The 1,413-nt window shown below is 74.5% G+C and carries 2 protein-coding genes; one reads left to right on the top strand and one right to left on the bottom strand.

Going from position 1 to position 1,413, the window contains the following annotated elements; all coding sequences use genetic code 11:
• Positions 1 to 561: DUF6924 domain-containing protein (locus tag DQW06_RS28745; protein ID WP_394341674.1), on the bottom strand; the 561-nt coding region annotated here is incomplete at its 3' end.
• 219 nt (positions 562 to 780) lie between these two features.
• Between DQW06_RS28745 and DQW06_RS28740 the strand changes: the two genes are divergently transcribed.
• Positions 781 to 1,356, top strand: coding sequence for a snapalysin family zinc-dependent metalloprotease (locus DQW06_RS28740; RefSeq protein ID WP_013152745.1), 576 nt, complete (start codon positions 781 to 783; stop codon positions 1,354 to 1,356).
• Positions 1,357 to 1,413 lie beyond the last annotated feature (57 nt).

Here is a 1,413-nt window from a genome sequence, read left to right as displayed (position 1 = left end):
GTCCAGGTCCTCCAGGTGGGCGCCCACGGGGTCGGGGAGGCCGGACTCCCAGTCCTCCACCGTCTCGTCCTCCTCGGTCTCCCATTCGGGTTCGGCCGGGGCCCACTCCTCGAAGTCGTCCAGGACCGTGTCCAGGTCCTGGCAGTGCATCACCAGGTAGGTCAGGGCCGCCTGGCGGGGCGTGATGCGGAACGCGTCCCCGCCGGTGCCGCGGAACGCCAGCAGCGGGCGCGGACCGGCGTTGGCCGTGGTCCTGTCGTTGGCGAGCAGGACCACGTCCGGGGTCCACGCCCCGTCCCGGCCCAGGGCCCCGCCCACCTCCTCGGGGGTGGCGCCCCGCCAGGCGGGGTCGTCCACCACGACCAGGCGCCGGGGAACGGGGGCCTCCGACGCCGCGGGGACCTGCTGGCCGGGGGCGGGCGCCACCAGGCCGGGCAGTTCGCCCATGCGGGAGAGGACGTCGTCCCAGGCCTCGTCGTCGTGGTCGGTGCGCAGGAGCAGCATCCCGGGCACGTGCGACGCGTCGTCGGCGGGCGGCAGGGGCAGGGAGGGGCGGTCCATCAGGGGGTACCTCGCGGCGGTCGTGGCGTACGGATTCCTCCGTTTTATCGGAGGTCTGCGACAGAACGGCGCCCTCTCCCCCAGAGGCCCCGGGCCGGTACGCGGTGCCTCAATTAGGCGCTCCGCACATCTTGTGGCGGCACACCGCTACACATAGCATCGACCCGACCCCACCGGGTCACCAGGCAACATCAGCACCCTCACCCCCGGGAGACCCCCATGCTGAGACGTGTCCTCATGCCCGTCCTGATCGCCCTGAGCGCCCTGGCGCTGACGCTGGTGGGCACCGCGCCGGCCACCGCCGCGCCCGCGGAGCAGACCCAGCCGCTGCGCCAGACCGTCCTGTACTACGACGCCAGCAGGGCCGCGGAGTACACCTCCGCCGTCGCCTCGGCCGTGAACGTGTGGAACTCCAGCGTCAGCAACGTGCGCCTGGAACCGGCCTCCGCCGGACGGCGCGCCGAGATCCGGATCGTCGCCGACGACGGCTGGCCCCGCGCCCACCTGGGCCCGGTGCGCCCGGGCGGACAGGTCACCGTCTGGATGGGCCGCCAGGGCACCGCCCAGGGCTACGACGCGGTGCGCATCGCCGCGCACGAACTCGGCCACAGCCTGGGCCTGCCCGACGCCAAGCCCGGCCCGTGCTCGTCGCTGATGTCGGGCTCCACCGGCGGCGTGAACTGCACCAGCCGCTACCCCAACGCCTCCGAGCGCTCGCGGGTGGAGGCCAACTACGGCAGCGGCCTGAGCGGCCAGCGCGCCGCCGACGGACAGCTCCTGGTCGACCGCTTCTGAGCCGACCGCGCCCGCGCGGGCGCCCCGGCTCCGAAACCGACGGCCCCGGGCCTCGGT

Origin of the sequence: Nocardiopsis sp. TNDT3 (genome assembly GCF_003427465.1) — a bacterium.
GTDB classification, from domain to species: domain Bacteria; phylum Actinomycetota; class Actinomycetes; order Streptosporangiales; family Streptosporangiaceae; genus Nocardiopsis; species Nocardiopsis dassonvillei.
This window is presented reverse-complemented; position numbering and strand designations above follow the sequence as displayed.